We start from the raw sequence: 15,425 nt of genomic DNA, 5'->3' as shown, positions 1-15,425 counted from the left end.
GAAAGAGGAGGATAGCAGGGCAGTAATGCCGGAAAAATCCGGTAGGCAGGTGTGGCCGGAGCCGGGGTTAGTTTTCGCGGGTAGTGGCCTTTACTTCGGGGTTCGACTGGGGCATCGAGCTGGTAGGCGAAGTGCTTGGACTGGCTCCCAAAGCCGAGTCCGGGGCCATTTTCTGGTCGGCGGCCGAGCCTTTGCCGATGGGTGTGTAGGCATCCTGGCTCTGGCTTATACTGTCGAGGTCTGTGTCGGCGGCGGTGGCTTCCTGGCCTTTCGTGAAGTCCTGGGTGAACTGCGGCTCTTTGCCGGGGCCTTTATCATAGTCGCAGGCGGTGGTGAGGCCCAGGGTGAGGGCGGCCATCAGGCAAAGGGAATAGGTACGGTTCATAGATGGAGAGGTCAGAAGGGAAAGTCGGAAATGGCTTCATCGGGCAAACGTGCCGGGCAGGGGTGGGGTTGCGTGGCGTTGTACCTTCGCCGTATGGCTATTCCAACGCTGATGAACTGGAGTGGGGGCAAAGATTCGGCCCTGGCGCTTTACCACGCCCTGCGCGACCCCACGCTGCACGTCACCGATCTGCTCACCAGTGTAAACGCCCACCACGGTCGCGTTTCGATGCACGGCGTGCGTACGGCGCTGCTCGAAGCCCAGGCCCAACGAATCGGCCTGCCCCTGACGCAGCTGCAGCTGCCCGAAAACCCCGATATGGCCACCTATGAGCAGCTGATGCGCGCCACGCTGGCCCCGTTGCAGGCCCGGGGAGTGGCGCGGTCGGTGTTTGGCGATATTCATCTGGAAGATTTACGCTGCTACCGCGAACAACAGCTGGCTGCCGTGGGTCTGGAGGCCGTTTTTCCACTCTGGCAGCGGCCCAACGCCGAGCTGCTGGCCGAGTACCTGGCGCTGGGCTTCCGGGCCATAGTGGTGTGCGTAAACGAGCAGCACCTCGACCGCAGTTTCTGCGGCCGCGAGCTGGACGCCGGGTTTCTGCGCGACCTGCCCCCCGGCATCGACTCGTGCGGCGAAAACGGCGAGTACCACAGCTTCGTGTATGATGCGCCCTACTTCAGCAGCCCGATTGCGGTGCAGCGCGGCGAGCTAGTGCGCCGAACCTACCCGGCCCCGGCTGGCAGTGGCGCTGCCGAAGCCGCCTTTTGGTTCCAGGATTTGTTGTTAGCTGACCGAACGGAAACTGTCATCTAATAGCCGTTGACTGATGGCTTCCGTTCAATCAGCTAACAGCTTAAACTATGGCTCCTGTTATTCTCTTTGATGGCGTTTGCAACCTGTGCAACGGGTTTGTGCAGTTTATCATCCGGCACGATGCGGCCGGGCAGTTCCGGTTTGCCGCCCTGCAGTCGGCAGCGGGGCAGGAGCTGCTGCGGGCCCACCAGCTGCCTGCGCCCTCCGAGCCCGACTCGGTGGTACTGCTGGCCGATGGGCAGGCGTACACGCACTCGGCGGCGGCGCTGGGCATTGTGGCCCGGCTGGGTGGGCGCTGGGCGGGGCTGGCCCGGGCCGGCTGCTGGTTTCCGCGCCCCCTGCGCGACGCGGTGTACCGCCTTATTGCCCGTAACCGCTACCGCTGGTTCGGCCGCCAGGAAAGCTGCTGGCTGCCCACGCTCGAGCTGCAAAGCCGTTTTCTGTGACCGAAAAATAAGTAGAACGTCATGCTAAGCGGAGTGCAACGAAGCCGAGGCATCTCTACCGCTTCATTGCAGCCAACAGGATTACCATTGCGGTAGAGATGCTTCGGCTTCGCTCAGCATGACGCTCGTATTTCCACTAACCACTAACCACTAACCAAATGCAAGCTCTCGTTCTTTCCGGTATTGATCAGCCCCTGAAACTGCAGGAGGTGCCCACACCCGTGCCCGCAGCCGGGCAGGTACTGGTGCAGCTGCACGCCGCCGCCCTCAACCACCGCGACGTCTGGATTCAGAAGGGCCAGTACGCCGGCCTTAAATTTCCCATTATCCTCGGCTCCGATGGCGCCGGCACGGTTACGGCCCTCGGCGAGGGTGCGCCGCAGAATCTGCTGCACCAGGCCGTGCTCATCAACGCGGGCCAGGGCTGGGGCAACGACCCCCGCGCCCAGGGCCGCGACTTTCAGATTCTGGGGCTGCCCGCCGATGGCACTTTCGCCGAGTACGTGTGCGTACCGGCCGCGGCCGTGCGGGCCAAGCCGGCGCACTTGAGCTTCGAGCAGGCCGCCGCCCTGCCGCTGGGTGGCCTCACGGCTTACCGCGCCGCCTTCACGCGCGGGCAGGTGCTGGCCGGCGAGCGGGTGCTCATCAGTGGCGTGGGTGGCGGCGTGGCGCTGCTGGCCCTGCAAATGGTGGTAGCGGCCGGCGCCGAAGTCTGGGTGACGTCCAGCTCGGAAGAGAAGATTGCCCGGGCCGTGGCGCTGGGAGCCAAAGGCGGTATCAGCTATAAAACCGACAAGTGGCCCTCCACGCTCAGCAAGCAAGCCGGTGGCGGCTTCGACCTCATCATCGATAGCGCGGCTGGCCCCGGTTTCAACGACCTGATTGACGCCGCCGCACCCGGGGGCCGTATCGTGTTCTATGGTGCTACCCAGGGCGACGTGCCCGAACTGGCCGCCCGCAAGGTATTCTGGAAGCAGCTTTCGCTGCTGGGCACTACTATGGGCACCGAGCAGGACTTTGCCGATATGGTGGACTTAGTGGAGCAGCACAAGCTGGTGCCGGTAGTCGACGAAACCTTCGCGCTGGCCGAGGGTGAGCAGGCTCTGCGCCGCATGGATGAGGGCGTGCAGTTCGGCAAGATTGTGCTAAAAATAAAGGCCGGAAAGTAACCGCTGAATGTGTCTTTAGGGCAGAAAATTTCGTCTCTGAAACGGAATTAAATAGCTGCTAATTTGGTTAGTTTTGCATCCGCTAACTACGAAGTTTTCTGCCCTATGAAGATGCCCGCTGAATACCTCGCCTGCCCGGTTTTTGAGCTGACGTACCCAACCGGCGAAACCGCCGAATCGGTGCCGGTAGTGGCCTATACCGATGCCCTGCAAGCGGTGGAAGCCGCGCTGGCCGACGCCGAGCGGTATAAGTACCTGCTCATGCGCGCCCTGCGCCGCAGTGCCCCGATTGTGGCGCAGCAGTACCCCGAGTTGCCCGCGTTGCTTTTCCCCGAGCCCGGCACCGATACCCGCGTGCTGCCGCTGTACCCGCACAACGAGCAGGCGGCCTGAGCAAGCCGCCGCCTCACGAAGCCGTTTCCGGCATCTCAGTCTGCAAAAAGCCCCGCTTCCGATACTGGAAAGCGGGGCTTTTTGCGGATTCAAAGTACGTGTTCTGTTACACCTCAGCGCGCTCTAGCTGGCGCAGCCGCTGGCCCAACAGGCGGGCCATCGTTACGGCCTGGGCCCGCAGCTCGGGCACGGCCGTCGATTCGAAGTAGGCGGGGCGGCGGCTGGGCCCGAGGGTGAACAGCATGTCGGAAGCCTGGCCAAATGCGTCGAGCACCGCGCCGTCGGCATCAGTCAGCATCCCCAGGCCCAGCGAATCAGGCGTTAGCAGGCCGTCTTCGCGCAACTGTACTACCAGCGGCTCCTGAATGCGGCGGTAATCGAGCAATGGGCCAGTGCAGGTGATGACGTGCTGGGCGGTAAGCTGCTGGTCGGGCTGGCTGGCGCGACTTACGGTTACCCGCAAGTCGTCGTCGGTGGGTACGATTTCGCGTGCCCGGCCCCGCAGCTGCTGCACCCGGCCCGAAGCCAGTAGCTCTCTCACTATTTCGGCGTTGCCGGGGGGGCTGCGGTGGCGCAGCACCGACCAGATGCCGGCCAGATGGCGCAAAAAGCGCGACTGCTCGGCCAGTGGCCAACCAGCCCAGATGCGCGGCAAATCGGGCCGGAGCGAGTCGAGCACGGGCTGCCAGGGGAGGCCCTGGGCCAGGGCGGCGGCCACATGCCGGCGCACCACCCGCAACACCGCGCCCACGCTGCTCAGGCCTGCCAGCTCGGTGGCCCAGAAACTGGGGTAAGCCGGGGCACCGGGTATGGCGGCGGCGGGCCAGCGGCCGTGCTGCGAAACCACCGTCAGGCGGCCTTGGTGGCCATCGGCCCGCAGGCCCAGCAGCACATCTACAGCCGTCAGGCCCGAGCCGAGCAGCAGCACATCATCAGTGGGCTTGATGCCCGAAAGCGCCTTGGAGGTCCAGGGGCTGCCGTGGTAGCCAGGGTGGCTGAGGTAGTTATGGGGCAGGGGAGTAGGTGCGGCGGGCGGGAAGTTGCCCAGCGCCAGCACTACCAGATCGGAGCGGATAAGCTGGCCGTTGCGCAGCCGTACCACGGCCCCATCTCCATCGGGATTGGGCTCCACGCTGAGCGCCGATGAGTTGTGCCACTGGCAGTTCATGCCATTCATCGAAGGCCACTCCAGCACCTGGCCCACCAGCTGCTGGAGGTAGCGGCCGTAGCTCTGGCGGGTACAGAAACCTGCCTGGCAGTCCTGATCGGCCCCAGTAACGCGCAGCCAGTTCAGGAAATGGTCGGGCTCCTCCGGAAATGCACTCAGGGCTTTGGCGGGCACGTTCAGTAGGTACTCCGACCGCCGCGCGGTGTAGGCCAGGCCCGGCCCCGGCGCAGGGCGGGGCTCTACCAGATGCACATCGCACTGAAAAGGCTGCCCCGCCAGCCGGGCCAACTGCACGGCCAGCATCGAGCCCGAAAACCCGCCGCCGATGATCGTAATGCTCCTGCGCTGCATAGGCTGTTTGGTTAGGAGCTTTAAGATAGTGTTCTCGCCGGACTGTGGGCCAAAAAAAATACCCGCTGTTCTACAGCTGCCATCCGCCGCTGAACGAAATCGGTGAAATAAGCAGCACGGTGTAGGGGCGGGGCTTGTCCCCGCCCGCCTGTCGCACCATTTCAACGATTTTGTTCAACGACGCGAACGGCGGGCGGGGGCAAGCCCCGCCCCTACACCGTGCTGTAGCTGCGTAACAGCTGTTAGTAATACGCGCCGGGCACCAGGTAATTGCGCACGTAGTCGTTGATGCCGTCTTCAAGGCGCGTAAAGGGCCGCTCGTAGCCGATGCCGCGCAACTTGCTCATATCGGCCTGCGTGAAATACTGGTAGGTGTCGCGGATGTCTTCGGGCGTGTCGCGGAAGTGGATGTCGGCGGTGCGGTCGAGGGCAGCAAAGGTGCTCAGCGTCAGGTCGAGGAAGGTGCGGGCTTCGCCGGTGCCCAGGTTGTAGATGCCCGAGGCGCGGCGGGTCTGCATCAGAAACATGCACACGTCCACTACATCTTTCACATACACGAAGTCGCGCTGCTGCTCACCGTCGGCGAAATCGGGGTTGTGGGAGCGAAACAGCGTCATCGAGCCCGATTCCTGAATCTGGCGGAAGGCATGCAGAATAACCGATGCCATGCGGCCCTTGTGGTACTCGTTGGGGCCGTACACGTTGAAAAACTTCAGACCGGCCCACAAAAACGGCTTCTCCGGCTGCTGCACGGCCCAGTTATCGAAGTCGTTCTTCGACTCGCCGTAGGGGTTGAGCGGGCGCAGCAGCGGCAGCAGCACGTCATCGTCGGAGTAGCCCAGCGTGCCCGAGCCGTAGGTGGCCGCCGATGAGGCGTATACCAGGGGCAGCTGGTAGCGGCAGCAGGCCTGCCACATCTGCTTGGAGTACTCCAGGTTGAGAATATTGAGCAGGTCGCGGTTGGTTTCGGTGGTGTCGGTGCGGGCCCCGAGGTGGAAAATGAACTCCACTTCGGCGTGGTGCTCATCGAGCCAGGTAAAAAACTGCTCGCGGTCCACGTACTCGGTCAGGCGCTTGCCCGAAAGGTTGAGCAGTTTCCGCTCGTTGGTGAAGTTATCGACCACCACAATTTCGTTGAAATTGGCGGCGTTGAGGCGGGCGACGAGGGCACTGGCAATAAAGCCGGCAGCTCCGGTGACGACGATCATAAGGCAGAGAGTTTAGATTCAAAAGTAACCAGCCGCCCGCGAACGGCTGGCAACCGGTGGGTTTTGGGAGAAGATAACGGGACGGGAACTCCTGGTACGGGCCGCGCCGCCTATCGGGTTGGAAGCAGCGGCGCAAAATGGCACCGCCCGCCGCCGCCCGCCGCCCAATACGCGGAATGTGGGCACAACAGTTCGGGCATGCTTTCGGCCGGTTACCTTTGCGCGTATGCCCCGTTTATTTGCTGCCCGCCTGCTCGGGCGCAGCCTGCTGCTGTTGTTGCTGCTGGCCGCCTGCCGCCCCGATACGCCCGCCACCACCGCCCCGCCCGAAGCCGCCGCCGCGCGCCAGCAGCTACGCGACGACTTGGGCCGGACCCTGACCGTGCCGGCTCACCCGCGCCGCATCATGGCCCTGGCGGCATCCATGACCGAAATGCTGTACGCCGTGGCCGATACGGCTACCATCGTGGCCCGCACCCAGGTTTGCGACTACCCAGCCGCCGCGCTGCGCAAGCCCATCATCAACAGTTACCCGCTCGATCTGGAGCGTTTGGTGGCCCTCAAGCCCGATGTGGTGTTCACGACTACTGGTATCACCTCCGAAGCCGATGCCCAACGGTTGCAGGAGCTGGGTATTCCGGTCTATTATCAGCAGTACGAAAAGGTGGAGGATATTTTCCGGGGCCTCACTGATTTAGGCCGCATTCTGGGCCGCTCGGCCCAGGCCCGGCAGCTGGTCGATTCGTTGCGGACCGAGTTGCGGACTCTGGAGGCGTTGCCCAAACCCTCGCCGGCCCCAACCGTGCTGGCTATTACCTGGACCGACCCGATTTACGTGTACGGCCGCAATACGCTGTTTACCGATAAAATTCGGCTGGCCGGCGGGCAGAACGCGGTGGTGGAGAAATTCGCCCAGCCCTACCCGGCCCTCACCCGCGAATACATCCTCAAGCTGAACCCCGACGTGCTGCTTGGCGGCTCCTTCGGTAAGCTCGACAGCACCTTTTTCCGGCTCTATCCCGAGCTCAAACGCATCAAAGCCTACCAGACCCGCCGCATATACGACCCCGCCGACGACCTGATGTCGCGCCCCGGCCCCCGGATAGTAAAGGGCGTTCAGGAGCTGCGCAGGCTGATTAAGTGATGCCCTGACTGGAATTTCTGTCATCCTGAGCGGAGCGAAGGACCTGTGCAGAAGGTAGCGAACAGCTTCTCTGTAGGTCCTTCGCTTCGCTCAGGATGACGGGCTTTCACCCCAATCCCTAAACGCCTAAGCCACCCCATAAATGACCCGTCCCGCATTGCCTTTTATTCTGGCGAGCCTGCTGCTTACAGCGGGCCTGCTGGCCGTGGGTTTGCGGGTGGGTAGCTACGAAACCGACTACGCCCTGATTGGTCAGGCGCTGCTGCACTATGATGCCCACGACCCGGCCCAGCTCGTGCTCATCGAGCTGCGGCTGCCGCGGCTGCTGCTGGCGCTGCTGGCCGGAGCCGGGCTGGCCCTGAGCGGCTACGTGATGCAGGCCATGGTAAACAACCCGCTGGCTGACCCTTACCTGCTCGGCACGGCTTCGGGCGGGGCGCTGGGAGCCAGCCTCACGTTCCTGTTTCTGCCCGGCCTGACGGTATTCGGCCTGTACGCGCCCCCGCTGGCGGCACTGCTCGGGGCGCTGGGCGTTACGCTGGTAGTGGTGGTGATTGGCAGCCGGCGGGGGCGGGTGGTACCCACGCTGCTGCTGCTGGCGGGCGTGGCTATGGGCTCGTTGGTGACGTCGGTGGGCGGGCTGCTCACGTTTCTGGCCGCCACCGAGGAGAAGCTGCGCACCATCACGTTCTGGTCGTTGGGCGGGTTTGAGCGGGCCAGCTGGGCCACGCTGCCTTACCCGGCCGCCGCCGTAGGGCTGGGGCTGGGGGCGCTGGCGCTGATGCGCCCGCAGTTGAATCTGCTGCTGCTGGGTGAGGAGCGGGCCACGGCCCTGGGCCTGCCGGTGGCCCGTACGCGCTGGCTGTTGCTGCTCATTGCCTCGGGCCTTACCGGGGCCGTGGTGGCGCTCTGTGGCCCTATTGGGTTTGTGGGCTTAGTCATTCCGCACATCACGCGCTGGCTGCTGGGCACGGTGGGCAAGGGCAATATGCTGTTCTGTGCGCTGCTGGGCGGCAATTTTCTGGTGCTCTGCGACCTGCTGGCCCGCCTGCTCTATCCGCCCGCCGGCCTGCCCGTGGGCTTGGTCACGGCCCTGTTCGGCGTACCGTTCTTCGTATATTTGCTGCGCAAACAAGGGGCGTAGGCAACTATGCCTCCAACATCTTACCAATGATATACATCAGCCGCCAGGAACACTTCAATGCTGCTCATAAGCTCCACAACCCCAAGTGGAGCGACGAACGCAACAAGGAAGTGTTCGGCCCCTGCGCCAATACCAACTGGCACGGCCACAACTACGACCTCATTGTGACGGTGAAGGGCCGCCCCGATCCGGAAACCGGTTTCGTCATCGACCTCAAGGAGCTCAGTACCCTCATCCGCACCCACGTCATCGATCAGGTGGATCACAAGAACCTGAACATCGACGTGCCGTTCATGGCCGGCCAACTGGCCAGCACCGAAAACCTGGTGGTAGCCTTCTGGAAAATCCTGCAGCCCGAAATCGAAGCCATTTCCTCCGCCCGCCTGCACTCACTCAAGCTCTACGAAACGCCCCGCAACTTCGTGGAGTATTTCGGCGAAGAGTAGTTTGCAAAAAAAATCATGCTGAGGCAGTTCAGTAGGATAAAATATTTTTAATCAAGAAGGAATGAAGTACTACCTGATAGCGGGCGAGCGGTCCGGGGATTTTCACGCGGCCAGCCTGATGCAGGAGTTGCGCCAGCAGGACCCCGAGGCCGAGTTTCGCTTCTGGGGCGGCGACCTGATGCAGGCCGAGGGCGGCGAAATGGTGCGCCACTACCAGGAAATGGCCATTATGGGTTTCTGGGAGGCTGCTACCAGCGTGCTCAAATTTCGCGGCTACCTCAAGCAGGCCCAGCGCGACCTGCTGGCCTGGCAGCCCGACGTGGTGATTCTGGTGGATTATGCCGGCTTTAACATGCGGGTGGCCAAGTTTGCCAAAGAGGCCGGCCTGAAGGTGTTCTATTACATCTCGCCCAAAATATGGGCCTGGAACCAGGGCCGGGTGCATCAGGTGAAGAAGGTAGTCGACCGCATGTTCGTCATTCTGCCTTTCGAGCAGGAGTTCTACCAGCGCTTCGATTACAAGGTCGACTACATCGGCAACCCCATTGCCGACACCGTGGGCGAGCACCAGAAGGCGGATGATTTCTACCAGCGCAACCACCTCGACCCCGAGCGGCCCATTATTGCGGTGTTGCCGGGCTCGCGCAAGCAGGAAATCGAGGAGATGCTCTACGAGATGCTGGCCATCTTGCCGCCTTTCCTCAACTACCAGTTCATTGTGGCCGGCGTCGATAACCTCGAACGTAACTACTACGCCCACTTCGAGCGCAACAACGTGCGCGTCCTCTTCGACCAGACCTACGACCTGCTGGCCCACGCCACGGCCGCGCTGGTAACCAGTGGCACGGCCACCCTCGAAACGGCGCTGTTCCGGGTGCCGCAGGTGGTGTGCTACCGCACCAGTGCCGTGTCGTATGCCATCGGTAAGGCCGTTATCAAGGTGCCTTTCATTTCGCTGGTCAACCTGATTGCGGGCAAGGAAGTGGTGAAGGAGCTTATCCAGGGCGATTTTAACTCCCGTAATCTGGTGATTGAGTTGAAGAAAATCACTGCCGACGAAGACTTCATTGCCAAGCAGAAAGCCGGCTACGCTGAAATCTGGCAGAAGCTGGGTCAGCAGAAATCGTCCAAGAAAGCCGCCGCGTTGATGGTGGGCTACCTGCGCGAACCCAAAACGGCGTAGGCCAGCGGAAACAACCCGATTGGTAAGGCGGAACATATGGAGTTGGCGGACTGAGTAATGCTCATTGCACCGTTACTAGCTCCGGGCTTTCCAGCATCCTCACGGGCGAAATCACGCGCTCATCCAGCGGTAGTTTATTGCCGTATCGCTCGCGCATTTTGGCCTGTACGGCGGGGTGGGAGAGGTCGGACTCGCGGAGCCGCTGGAGCTGGCCGATTTCGCGGCCGGTGGCCTGCTGGTACATCTTCCAGAGCAGCTCCGAGCAGTAAATGCGCTCATCCGACCAGCCAAAGTACAGGTCGTAGTTGCGGCCCCGGTACTGCTCGCCGGTGGCCCGCAGCTTGCGCAGCACGGGTGGCGTCAGCACCGTTTCGGCATCGCGCAGGCGTTTGACCACAAACTGCCCGTTTTTGCCTCGCGCCACCCAGGCGGCCAATGAAGTCTCGCTTACTGGCTGCACAGCTTCAAACACGCGCCATTTGCCGTTTTTCTGAAATAGGACGCCGCGGTGGCTATACTCGGAATGGGTGGCCAGCTGGATAGCCCGGCTCTGGGCCGATTGGGAGGTCTGGAAAATCAGGTCGCCGTTTTGCAGCCGGGGTGTTATTTGCGCTGCGGTGATGCTGGCCTGCTGTGTGGCCTGCTGCTGCCCGAAGTAGCGGCGCAGGCGTGGATAAGCCGCCAGCGTAACAACCAGCGGCAAAACCAACAGGAGTATTCGGCGCATAGTAACTCAGTTATAGCAGGAAACATTCGCTGGCTGGTACCACGGATATTTTAACTGCAATCCAGTTGTTCGAAGAAGCCGCCAAAAGATAAGCCCGATGCCGGCTTGGCAGCCAGCATCGGGCAAAATGCGTGAGCGGCGTGCTCCAATTTCCTAGGTCAGCATACCGCCGTCTACCTGCAACACCTGACCGGTGATGTAGGCCGAGTCGTCGGAGGCCAGGAAGGCCGTTGCTTTGGCTACGTCATCGGGAGTGCCGCCGCGGCGTAGCGGGATGGCCTTGCGCCACTCGTCGACCTGCTTGGCGTCGAGGGCGTCGGTCATTTCGGTTTCGATGAAGCCGGGGGCCACTGCGTTGCAGCGGATGTTGCGCGAGCCCAGCTCCAGGGCCACCGACTTCGTGAAGCCGATAATGCCCGCCTTGGAGGCCGCATAGTTGGCCTGCCCGGCGTTGCCCTTCACGCCAACCACCGACGACATGTTGATGATGCTACCGGCTTTGGCCCGCATCATGGGCTTGGTGGCGGCCTTGGTCAGGTTGAACACCGACTTCAGGTTCACGGCCATTACCTGGTCCCACTGCTGCTCGCTCATGCGCATCAGCAGCCCATCCTGGGTAATGCCGGCGTTATTTACGAGGATATCGAGTTTGCCAAACTCGGCCACCACATCTTCCACTAGCTTTTCGGCCTCGGCGTACACCGACGCATCGGAGCGGTAGCCCTTCACCTTGGTGCCGGACGCGGCCAGCTCCTGTTCCAGCTGCTGGCCTTTCTCCACGCTGGAGAGGTAGGTGAAAGCCACCTGCGCGCCCTGCTGGGCAAAATATGCGGCAATAGCGCGGCCAATTCCTTTAGAAGCGCCCGTAATGAGGGCTACTTTTCCGTCGAGCAGTTTTGTCATGGTGTTTTGAGCTACAAGCTTTAAGCCGCAAGCTACAAGCTTTGGTGGTTTAGGCGCAAGTTGAAAGTAGTAAGTCATGAGCTATCCGACTTGGGCTGCCAGACCTAAGCTTGCAGCTTGTAGCTTGCGGCCTGAAGCTCAAAACATGACTATCTGCATTCTCGGGGCGGGACCGGGTGGGGCTACGGCGGCCCTGCACCTGGCCAACGCCGGCCACCACTGCCTACTGCTCGACCGCGCCAAGTTCCCGCGTGATAAAGTGTGCGGCGACGCGCTCAGCGGCAAAGTGCTCAGCGAATTGCGGCGCATTGATGACGACCTGCCAGCCCGCCTGGCCGCCGAGCCGGCCCAGCTGCCCAGCTGGGGCATCGACTTTTATGCCCCCAACGGCCGCCGGCTGGCCGTGCCCTTCAAGCCCCACTATAACTCTTCCACCGACCGCGCCGCCGGCCACATCAGCAAGCGCATCGATTTCGATAATTTCCTCATCGAAGAGGTACGCCGTCGGCCCGAAATTGACTTCCGCGAAAACACCGACGTGGCCGCCCACGAGCAGCTGCCCGACGGCCGCTGGCGCCTACTGGCCAAAGACGACACTGAAATAGCCACCGTCGACGTGCTGCTGGTAGCCAACGGTGCCCAGTCGAACTTTGCCCGTGTGGTGGGCGGGCACGTGTTGGAGCCGGACCATCACTGCGCCGGCCTGCGCGCCTACTACCGCGGCGTAACCGGCCTGCACCCCGATAATTTCATCGAGCTGCACTTCATCAAGGAGTTCCTGCCCGGCTACCTCTGGGTTTTCCCGCTGCCCGATGGCCAGGCCAACGTGGGCGTGGGCATGCTCAGCGAAGCCGTTGCGAAGAAAAAGGTGAAGCTGCGCGAACGGCTCGACGAAATCCTGCGCACCCACCCGGCCCTGAAAGACCGGTTTGCCACCGCCGAGCGGTTGGGGCCGGTGCGCGGCTTTGGCCTGCCGCTGGGCTCGAAGCGCCGTCCGCTCTCGGGCCGCAATTACCTGCTGCTCGGCGACGCCGGCTCGCTCATCGACCCGTTTTCGGGCGAGGGCATCAGCCACGCCATGGTAAGCGGCCGCCACGCCGCCGACTGGGCCGCCCGCGCCGTAGCGGCCCGAAACTTCGCGCCGGAATTCCTGAAAGGCTACGATGCGGCCGTATACAACCGGCTGTGGCAGGAGTTGCGCCTGAGCCGGGCCATGCAGCGCCTGCTGGGCTACCCCTGGCTGTTCAACTTCATTGCCAACCGCGCCGCCAACAACCCCACGCTGGCCGAAACCATCAGCAACATGTTCCTCGACCTCGACCTGCGCGAGCGGCTCCGCCAACCCAGCTTTTACTTCAAGTTGCTGCTGGGTAAGTAAGGATGAAGTAAAGGAAAAGGGAGAGGAAAAAGGCACGTCATTCTGAGCGAAGGCGCAGCCGCAGTCGAAGAATCTCTACCGCAATGGTAACTCCAAATGACAGGGTTAGCATTGCGGTAGAGATTCTTCGACTGCGGCTGCGCCTTCGCTCAGAATGACGTGCCTTAATTGTCCTTCTTGCCTCTTACTTATCCTTGTTACCCACGTAGCGGCGCAGGCTTTTTTCGGCGGTAGGGTTGAGTTGGGCGGCTTTTTCGAGGTCGATGCGGGCTTCCTTGAACTTGTTGATGGATGCGTAGCTGATGCCGCGGTATTCGTAGGCGTCGGCGTAGTTCGGGTCGAGGGTAATAGCCCTGGTGAAATCGGAAATGGCTGAGCGGTAATTGAACATCTGCATCTTGGCCGAACCCCGCCCGAAGAAGGCGTCCCGGTCTTTGGGGTTGTATTTGGTCGCCTTGCTGAAGTCCAGGATGGCTCCACTGTACTCCTTCATCTCCAATCGGTTCAGGCCCCGGTTGTAGTACACATCACTGTTGGTAGGGGCCAGCTGAATGGCGGCATTGTAGTCCTTCATCGCCTCGCGGTAGTCCTTGAGTTGGCTCTTGGACTTGGCCCGCAGCAAAAGCGCATCTACGTCGGCGGGCACGGCCAGCAAACGTGCATCGGCCTTCTTTATATCCGCGCGAAAGTCGGGGGCCGTTTTGCGGGCAGCCGGGTCGATGTAGTCGGAAGAACCAGCCGTTGGGGCGTCGCGGTTAGGGGTGGGGGCATTGTTGGCCGCCCCCGTTTCGGTGGAGGCAGAGCGGGCGGAAGGACGTTCGACGTCGGTAGTGCTGCTGCGGGTACAGGCACCGGCCACCAGCAAAGTAGTACCGGCCAGCAAGGAGAGGAAAGGTGTCTTCATGAAAAAGTAACGCATGTCTAGTGAAAATAGCCACTATGACCAGCGGGCCACAGGGTCGGCGCGCCTTTGTACGGCCGCCGCGGCCAAAGGGGCAAAGACGGGGCCGGAATTTTGCGTCGCCTGTTTTGGGTGCTCTTAAAGGCGGCCGCGCCCGACTGCCCCGGCCTGCCTATCTTTGCCCGGGCGGCCGCGGGCGTTACCCGGCGGCGGGCTCTTCTTTTACTCTTCAACCGAACACACTATGGCATTGCAATACGACCTGGTCGTTATCGGCACCGGCCCGGGCGGCTACGTAGCCGCCATCCGGGCCTCGCAGCTGGGCTTGAAAGTAGCCGTAATTGAGCGCGAGTCGCTGGGCGGCATCTGCCTCAACTGGGGCTGTATTCCAACCAAAGCCCTGCTCAAAAGCGCCCAGGTATTCGAGTACCTCAACCACGCTGCCGACTACGGCCTGAGTGCCGACAACGTGGGTTATGACTTTGGTGCCGTAATTCAGCGCAGCCGCGGCGTGGCAGATGGCATGAGCAAGGGCATCAACTTCCTGCTCAAAAAGAATAAGATTGAGGTGCTGATGGGTACCGGCAAGCTGCTGGCAGCCGGAAAAATCGAGCTCACCAAGGCCGAGGGCGGCACGGAAACCGTAGAGGCAAAATCCATCATCCTGGCTACCGGCGCCCGCGCCCGCGAGTTGCCGGCCCTGCCCATCGACGACAAAAAGATTATTGGCTACCGCAAAGCCATGACTCTGGAACAGCTGCCCAAGCGCTTGGTAGTAGTGGGTTCGGGCGCTATCGGCGTCGAGTTCGCCTACTTCTACCGCACCATGGGCTCCGAGGTGACGGTGGTGGAATACCTGCCCCGCATCGTGCCCGTAGAAGACGAGGAGGTGTCACGGCAGATGGAAAAATCCTTCAAGAAAATCGGCGTGAAGGTGCTCACCAGCGCCGAAGTAACGGCCGTGGACACCAGTGGCGCCGGCTGCACTGTCACCGTGAAAACGGCCAAGGGCGACCAGCAGATTGAGTGCGACGTGGTGCTCAGCGCCGCAGGCGTAGTCACGAACATTGAAAACCTGGGCCTCGAAGAGCTGGGCATCAAGGTAGAGAAAGGCCGCCTCGTAGTGGACGATTTTTACCAGACCAACGTGCCCGGCATCTATGCCATCGGCGACATCGTGCCCGGCCCCGCGCTGGCCCACGTGGCCTCGGCCGAGGGCATTATCTGCGTCGAGAAGATTGCCGGCCACCATCCCGAGCCGCTCAACTACCAGAACATCCCCGGCTGCACCTACGCCTCGCCCGAAATTGCCTCGGTGGGCATGACGGAAGCCGAAGCCAAAGCGCAGGGCTACGATATCTTGGTGGGCAAGTTCCCGTTCTCGGCCTCGGGCAAAGCCTCGGCTGCCGGCGTGAAAGACGGTTTCGTCAAGGTCATCTTCGACAAGAAGTACGGCGAGTGGCTGGGCGCCCACATGATTGGCGCCAACGTAACCGAAATGATTGCCGAAGTGGTAGTAGCCCGCAAGCTCGAAACCACGGGTCACGAAATCATCAAGGCCGTGCACCCGCACCCCACCATGAGCGAGGCCATTATGGAAGCAGCCGCTGCCGCCTACGGCGAGGTTATTCACCTGTAAAACCTCCTCACCGCTCAGTAACAG

The 15,425-nt window shown here is 62.0% G+C and carries 16 protein-coding genes; 10 read left to right on the top strand and 6 right to left on the bottom strand.

Annotated features, from left to right (window positions below; all coding sequences use genetic code 11):
- Nucleotides 1-67: 67 nt before the first annotated feature.
- Nucleotides 68-385: a hypothetical protein gene (locus HW554_RS16150; RefSeq protein WP_176909617.1), complete on the bottom strand. Its 318-nt coding sequence runs from the start codon at nucleotides 383-385 to the stop codon at nucleotides 68-70.
- 93 nt (nucleotides 386-478) lie between these two features.
- Between HW554_RS16150 and HW554_RS16145 the strand changes: the two genes are divergently transcribed.
- The 4 genes from HW554_RS16145 (at nucleotide 479) to HW554_RS16130 (ending at nucleotide 3,209) form a co-directional block, all read left to right on the top strand.
- Nucleotides 479-1,201, top strand: a complete 723-nt coding sequence (locus HW554_RS16145) for a Dph6-related ATP pyrophosphatase (RefSeq protein ID WP_246285357.1) — start codon at nucleotides 479-481, stop codon at nucleotides 1,199-1,201.
- Between the two features lie 47 nt (nucleotides 1,202-1,248).
- Complete coding sequence (locus tag HW554_RS16140) at nucleotides 1,249-1,647, top strand: thiol-disulfide oxidoreductase DCC family protein (RefSeq protein WP_176909616.1); 399 nt, start codon at nucleotides 1,249-1,251, stop codon at nucleotides 1,645-1,647.
- Nucleotides 1,648-1,805: 158 nt separating this feature from the next.
- Nucleotides 1,806-2,816, top strand: a complete 1,011-nt coding sequence (locus tag HW554_RS16135; protein WP_176909615.1) for a zinc-binding dehydrogenase — start codon at nucleotides 1,806-1,808, stop codon at nucleotides 2,814-2,816.
- A 105-nt stretch (nucleotides 2,817-2,921) separates the two neighbouring features.
- Nucleotides 2,922-3,209, top strand: a complete 288-nt coding sequence (locus tag HW554_RS16130) for a hypothetical protein (RefSeq protein WP_176909614.1) — start codon at nucleotides 2,922-2,924, stop codon at nucleotides 3,207-3,209.
- 106 nt (nucleotides 3,210-3,315) lie between these two features.
- On the opposite strand, the gene HW554_RS16125 is transcribed toward HW554_RS16130, so the two are convergent.
- Entirely contained in the window at nucleotides 3,316-4,728 is a 1,413-nt protein-coding gene (locus HW554_RS16125) for an FAD/NAD(P)-binding protein (protein ID WP_176909613.1), read from the bottom strand.
- Between the two features lie 242 nt (nucleotides 4,729-4,970).
- Nucleotides 4,971-5,936: an ADP-glyceromanno-heptose 6-epimerase gene (rfaD, locus tag HW554_RS16120; protein WP_176909612.1), complete on the bottom strand. Its 966-nt coding sequence runs from the start codon at nucleotides 5,934-5,936 to the stop codon at nucleotides 4,971-4,973.
- Nucleotides 5,937-6,162: 226 nt separating this feature from the next.
- Here rfaD and HW554_RS16115 point away from each other — a divergent pair, with 226 nt between their 5' ends.
- The 4 genes from HW554_RS16115 (at nucleotide 6,163) to lpxB (ending at nucleotide 9,853) form a co-directional block, all read left to right on the top strand.
- On the top strand, nucleotides 6,163-7,080 hold the full coding sequence (locus tag HW554_RS16115) for an ABC transporter substrate-binding protein (RefSeq protein WP_176909611.1): 918 nt from the start codon (nucleotides 6,163-6,165) through the stop codon (nucleotides 7,078-7,080).
- Between the two features lie 142 nt (nucleotides 7,081-7,222).
- The gene (locus HW554_RS16110) at nucleotides 7,223-8,224 is read left to right on the top strand and encodes a FecCD family ABC transporter permease (protein WP_176909610.1); all 1,002 of its coding nucleotides are present in this window, start codon (nucleotides 7,223-7,225) and stop codon (nucleotides 8,222-8,224) included.
- Between the two features lie 26 nt (nucleotides 8,225-8,250).
- Nucleotides 8,251-8,670: a 6-pyruvoyl trahydropterin synthase family protein gene (locus tag HW554_RS16105; protein ID WP_176909609.1), complete on the top strand. Its 420-nt coding sequence runs from the start codon at nucleotides 8,251-8,253 to the stop codon at nucleotides 8,668-8,670.
- Nucleotides 8,671-8,731: 61 nt separating this feature from the next.
- The gene (gene lpxB, locus HW554_RS16100; protein WP_176909608.1) at nucleotides 8,732-9,853 is read left to right on the top strand and encodes a lipid-A-disaccharide synthase; all 1,122 of its coding nucleotides are present in this window, start codon (nucleotides 8,732-8,734) and stop codon (nucleotides 9,851-9,853) included.
- Nucleotides 9,854-9,914: 61 nt separating this feature from the next.
- Here the strand turns inward: lpxB and HW554_RS16095 are convergent, their stop codons facing one another.
- Nucleotides 9,915-10,580: a YiiX family permuted papain-like enzyme gene (locus HW554_RS16095; RefSeq protein WP_176909607.1), complete on the bottom strand. Its 666-nt coding sequence runs from the start codon at nucleotides 10,578-10,580 to the stop codon at nucleotides 9,915-9,917.
- Nucleotides 10,581-10,733: 153 nt separating this feature from the next.
- Nucleotides 10,734-11,483 carry a 3-oxoacyl-[acyl-carrier-protein] reductase gene (gene fabG / locus HW554_RS16090; RefSeq protein ID WP_176909606.1) on the bottom strand — a complete coding sequence of 250 codons (750 nt, stop codon included), beginning with the start codon at nucleotides 11,481-11,483 and terminating at the stop codon, nucleotides 10,734-10,736.
- 145 nt (nucleotides 11,484-11,628) lie between these two features.
- Here fabG and HW554_RS16085 point away from each other — a divergent pair, with 145 nt between their 5' ends.
- Nucleotides 11,629-12,861: a geranylgeranyl reductase family protein gene (locus HW554_RS16085; protein WP_176909605.1), complete on the top strand. Its 1,233-nt coding sequence runs from the start codon at nucleotides 11,629-11,631 to the stop codon at nucleotides 12,859-12,861.
- Nucleotides 12,862-13,045: 184 nt separating this feature from the next.
- On the opposite strand, the gene HW554_RS16080 is transcribed toward HW554_RS16085, so the two are convergent.
- Nucleotides 13,046-13,765: a tetratricopeptide repeat protein gene (locus tag HW554_RS16080; RefSeq protein ID WP_176909604.1), complete on the bottom strand. Its 720-nt coding sequence runs from the start codon at nucleotides 13,763-13,765 to the stop codon at nucleotides 13,046-13,048.
- Nucleotides 13,766-14,006: 241 nt separating this feature from the next.
- Here HW554_RS16080 and lpdA point away from each other — a divergent pair, with 241 nt between their 5' ends.
- Nucleotides 14,007-15,401, top strand: coding sequence for a dihydrolipoyl dehydrogenase (lpdA, locus tag HW554_RS16075; protein WP_176909603.1), 1,395 nt, complete (start codon nucleotides 14,007-14,009; stop codon nucleotides 15,399-15,401).
- Nucleotides 15,402-15,425: the final 24 nt, after the last annotated feature.

This window comes from Hymenobacter lapidiphilus, assembly GCF_013377885.1.
In the GTDB taxonomy this organism is placed as follows: domain Bacteria; phylum Bacteroidota; class Bacteroidia; order Cytophagales; family Hymenobacteraceae; genus Hymenobacter; species Hymenobacter lapidiphilus.
Note: the sequence above shows the minus strand (reverse complement) of the source record. Positions and strands in the feature narration are given on the sequence as shown.

What these genes read in the sequence shown, in the direction of transcription:
- HW554_RS16105 (WP_176909609.1), top strand. Translation starts at nt 8,251, where the DNA reads ATGATATACATCAGCCGCCAGGAACACTTCAATGCTGCTCATAAGCTC.
- HW554_RS16125 (WP_176909613.1), bottom strand. Translation starts at nt 4,728, where the DNA reads ATGCAGCGCAGGAGCATTACGATCATCGGCGGCGGGTTTTCGGGCTCG.
- HW554_RS16080 (WP_176909604.1), bottom strand. Translation starts at nt 13,765, where the DNA reads ATGAAGACACCTTTCCTCTCCTTGCTGGCCGGTACTACTTTGCTGGTG.
- rfaD (WP_176909612.1), bottom strand. Translation starts at nt 5,936, where the DNA reads ATGATCGTCGTCACCGGAGCTGCCGGCTTTATTGCCAGTGCCCTCGTC.
- HW554_RS16135 (WP_176909615.1), top strand. Translation starts at nt 1,806, where the DNA reads ATGCAAGCTCTCGTTCTTTCCGGTATTGATCAGCCCCTGAAACTGCAG.
- HW554_RS16110 (WP_176909610.1), top strand. Translation starts at nt 7,223, where the DNA reads ATGACCCGTCCCGCATTGCCTTTTATTCTGGCGAGCCTGCTGCTTACA.
- HW554_RS16150 (WP_176909617.1), bottom strand. Translation starts at nt 385, where the DNA reads ATGAACCGTACCTATTCCCTTTGCCTGATGGCCGCCCTCACCCTGGGC.
- HW554_RS16140 (WP_176909616.1), top strand. Translation starts at nt 1,249, where the DNA reads ATGGCTCCTGTTATTCTCTTTGATGGCGTTTGCAACCTGTGCAACGGG.
- HW554_RS16115 (WP_176909611.1), top strand. Translation starts at nt 6,163, where the DNA reads ATGCCCCGTTTATTTGCTGCCCGCCTGCTCGGGCGCAGCCTGCTGCTG.
- fabG (WP_176909606.1), bottom strand. Translation starts at nt 11,483, where the DNA reads ATGACAAAACTGCTCGACGGAAAAGTAGCCCTCATTACGGGCGCTTCT.
- HW554_RS16085 (WP_176909605.1), top strand. Translation starts at nt 11,629, where the DNA reads ATGACTATCTGCATTCTCGGGGCGGGACCGGGTGGGGCTACGGCGGCC.
- HW554_RS16145 (WP_246285357.1), top strand. Translation starts at nt 479, where the DNA reads ATGGCTATTCCAACGCTGATGAACTGGAGTGGGGGCAAAGATTCGGCC.
- lpxB (WP_176909608.1), top strand. Translation starts at nt 8,732, where the DNA reads ATGAAGTACTACCTGATAGCGGGCGAGCGGTCCGGGGATTTTCACGCG.
- HW554_RS16095 (WP_176909607.1), bottom strand. Translation starts at nt 10,580, where the DNA reads ATGCGCCGAATACTCCTGTTGGTTTTGCCGCTGGTTGTTACGCTGGCG.
- HW554_RS16130 (WP_176909614.1), top strand. Translation starts at nt 2,922, where the DNA reads ATGAAGATGCCCGCTGAATACCTCGCCTGCCCGGTTTTTGAGCTGACG.
- lpdA (WP_176909603.1), top strand. Translation starts at nt 14,007, where the DNA reads ATGGCATTGCAATACGACCTGGTCGTTATCGGCACCGGCCCGGGCGGC.